The sequence below is a fragment of the Acidimicrobiales bacterium genome (genome assembly GCA_036399815.1).
Classification (GTDB): Bacteria; Actinomycetota; Acidimicrobiia; order Acidimicrobiales; family DASWMK01; genus DASWMK01.
This window is the reverse complement of record DASWMK010000175.1, coordinates 1-2,926: the sequence shown is the minus strand read 5'-3', so window position 1 is coordinate 2,926 and position 2,926 is coordinate 1. Positions and strand designations below refer to the sequence as shown.

Annotated in this window: 3 protein-coding genes; all 3 read left to right on the top strand. The window is 76.5% G+C overall.

Translation table 11 applies throughout. The features are described 5' to 3' along the window. Positions 1-873, top strand: an 873-nt coding sequence (locus VGB14_12630) for an LLM class flavin-dependent oxidoreductase (protein HEX9993766.1), incomplete at its 5' end; no start/stop codon positions are given. Then, the gene (locus VGB14_12625; protein HEX9993765.1) at positions 870-1,340 is read left to right on the top strand and encodes a GNAT family N-acetyltransferase; all 471 of its coding nucleotides are present in this window, start codon (positions 870-872) and stop codon (positions 1,338-1,340) included. The genes VGB14_12630 and VGB14_12625, both read left to right, overlap by 4 nt. Beyond that, positions 1,340-2,755, top strand: a complete 1,416-nt coding sequence (locus tag VGB14_12620) for a family 1 glycosylhydrolase (protein ID HEX9993764.1) — start codon at positions 1,340-1,342, stop codon at positions 2,753-2,755. The genes VGB14_12625 and VGB14_12620 overlap by 1 nt, the downstream gene beginning before the upstream one ends. Positions 2,756-2,926: the final 171 nt, after the last annotated feature.

Genomic DNA, 2,926 nt, shown 5'->3' with positions numbered 1-2,926 from the left:
GGCCTCCAGAACACGACCGTCGGCGAGCTGCGGTCGCTGTGGTCGCGCATCGAGGACCTGGGGTTCGACTGGATCTCGATCTGGGACCACCTGTACGCCGGCGACCTCACCGGGCCCCACTCCCTCGAGGCCGTCGCCATGCACGCCGCCCTCGCCCTGTGCACCGAGCGGGTGCGGTGCGGGTCGCTCGTCTACTGCGCCGCCTTCCGCCACCCGGCCGTGCTGGCCAACGCGGCCGTCACCATCGACCACCTGAGCGGGGGCCGGGCCGAGCTCGGCCTCGGCGCCGGCTGGGCCGAGCCCGAGTTCCGGGCCCACGGCATCCCGTTCCTCCCGCCCGGCGGCCGGGCCGACGTGCTGGAGGAGTCGGCCAGGTGCGTGCTCGCCCTGCTGCGCGACGAGGTGGCCGGCTTCGACGGCCGCCACTTCCGCCTGGACGGCGCCCGCCTGGAGCCGCGGCCGGTGCGGGACCGCCTCCCGCTGTGGATCGGCGGCGGCGGCGAGCGGCGCACCCTGCGCCTGGCCGCGGAGGTGGCCGACGGCTGGAACGTGCCGTTCGTGTCCCCCGAGCGCTTCGCCGAGAAGCGGGCCGTCCTGCACCGCCACTGCGAGGCCGTGGGGCGGGACCCGGCCGAGATCCGCACGGCCGTCAACGTGGCCCTGTGCTGGACCGAGGAGCAGCTGGTCGAGCAGTTCGGGGGGCTCACCGAGAAGGTCAGGCCGGGCGTGCTGGGCGGCTCGGACCAGGAGCTGGCCGACCGGGTCGGTGCCTACGAGGCCGCCGGCGCCGACCGGGTGATCGTCGCCATGCGGGCCCCATGGGACGTCGAGGGCATCGAGCGGTTCGCGTCGGTCGTCGGGCTGGGCCGGTGAGCGTCCTGGCGGTCGGGCCCGAGCCGTTCGACGGGCCGGACGTGCAGGCGCTGCTCGACGCCCTGGCCGACGAGCTGGACGAGCGCTACGGCGGCGACGACCCCACCTACCGCACCGAGGTGTCGGCCGCCCAGTTCGCGCCGCCCGGCGGCCGGTTCCTCGTCGGGCGGGTGGGCGGCGAGGCGGTGGCGTGCGGCGGCGTGCGCCGGCTGGAGCCCGGGGTGGGCGAGATCAAGCGGATGTACGTCCGGCCCGACCACCGGGGCCGGGGCCTGTCCCGCCCGCTGCTCGCCGCCCTGGAGGACGCCGCCCGCGACCTCGGGTACGCGACCGTCCGCCTGGAGACGGGCGAGCCCCAGCACGAGGCCGTCCGCCTCTACGAGTCGTCCGGCTACCACCGCATCCGGCCCTACGGCCGCTACGCCTGGTCCCCGGTCAACCTCTGCTTCGAGAAGGCGGTCGGCTGATGCTCCCTCCGGGGTTCCGGTTCGGCGTGGCGACGGCCGGTTTCCAGGTCGAGGGCGGCTACAACCGCCCGGGCGGGCCCCGCAACAACTGGCACGACTGGGAGGCGGCCGGGCGGGTCGAGCCGTCGGGCACCGCGCTCGACTTCTGGCACCGCTACGAGGACCACCTCGACCGGGCCGTGGCCGCCGGCTGCGACGGGTTCCGGCTGTCGGTCGAGTGGGCCCGCTGCGAGCCGGCCGACGGCGAGGTCGACACCACCGCCCTCGACCACTACGCGGCGATCCTCGACGCCTGCCGCGCGCGGGGCCTCCAGCCCCTCGTCACCCTCCACCACTTCACCCACCCGCACTGGCTGGGCGACCGGTTCTGGACGACGGTCGACGCCCCCGAGCGCTTCGCCGGGTGGGTGCGCACCGCCGTCGCCCACCTCGGCGACCGGTGCCGGCACTGGGTGACGGTGAACGAGCCGAACGTGCTCGCCGTGCAGACGTGGCTCTCGGGCACGTTCCCGCCCGGCAAGGTGCTGTCGGTCGGCGACTGCGTCCGCACGCTCGACCACCTCCTCGCCGGCCACGTGCTCGCCTACGACGTGATCCACGGCGCCGACCCCGGCGCCGTCGTGTCGACCAACACGTACTCGCTGTCGGTGTACGAACTGGACCGGCTCCTCGTCGACGTGCTGCTGGCCCGCCGCCACGGCGTGGCCCGGGCCGACCTGCGGCCCTGGCTGCTCGAGCGCCGGGCCGAGCACGAGGGCCGGGTGGAGCCGTACGTGCGGCGGGCCCGGCTGCGGGAGGCCGCCCTGCGGCTGTGGGCCAAGGCGGCCCTGCCGCTCGAGCAGGCGCTGCCGAGGGCCGTCGCCGCCGTCTACGACAGCCCGTCCGCCTGCACCCTCGACGTCGCCCAGCTCGACTTCTACGCGCCGGTCACCGCCGGGCACCTGCGCCTCCCGTTCGCGGCGACGAGCGGGCCGCGGTCGGCCCTGCCGGCCCGCATGCTGTGGGACGACGCGCCCGACCCGGCGGCGTTCGCGGCGTGGACGGGGTGGGCGGCCGACGCCGGCCTGCCGGCGTGGGTGGCGGAGAACGGCATGTGCAACCGGGTGCGGGACGGCCGCTCGTACGCCCGCATGGACGGGTGGACGAGGGACCGCTACCTCCGCACCCACCTCGCCGCCGTCGTCGGCCTGCTCGACGCCGGCGTGCCCGTCGGCAGCTACTACCACTGGACCCTCGCCGACAACTACGAGTGGGGCTCCTACGAGCCCCGCTTCGGCCTGTACGGGGTGGACCGCGAACGGGGCGGGCGGTGGAGCGACCGGGACAGCATGGGCGTCGACGCCGCCGGCACGTTGCGGCGGCTGGCCGACGGGCTGCGGGCCGGCGACCGCTCGGTGCTGCTCGCCCGGCGCTGAGCCGTGGCCGAGGCCGACCCCGACCTCCCCGGCCTCCCCGGCCTCCCCGGCCTCCTGGTCGACCCGCTGACCGGGGCCACCGTCGCCGTCGCCCCCGCCCGCCAGGACCGGCCCGACCGGCCGGCCGGCTGCCCGTTCTGCGTCGGCGGGCTCGAGGCGCCCGAGCGCTAC

Bases quoted from the DNA above. Each gene is read 5' to 3' on its own strand.
- VGB14_12620 (HEX9993764.1), top strand. From the start codon at position 1,340: ATGCTCCCTCCGGGGTTCCGGTTCGGCGTGGCGACGGCCGGTTTCCAG.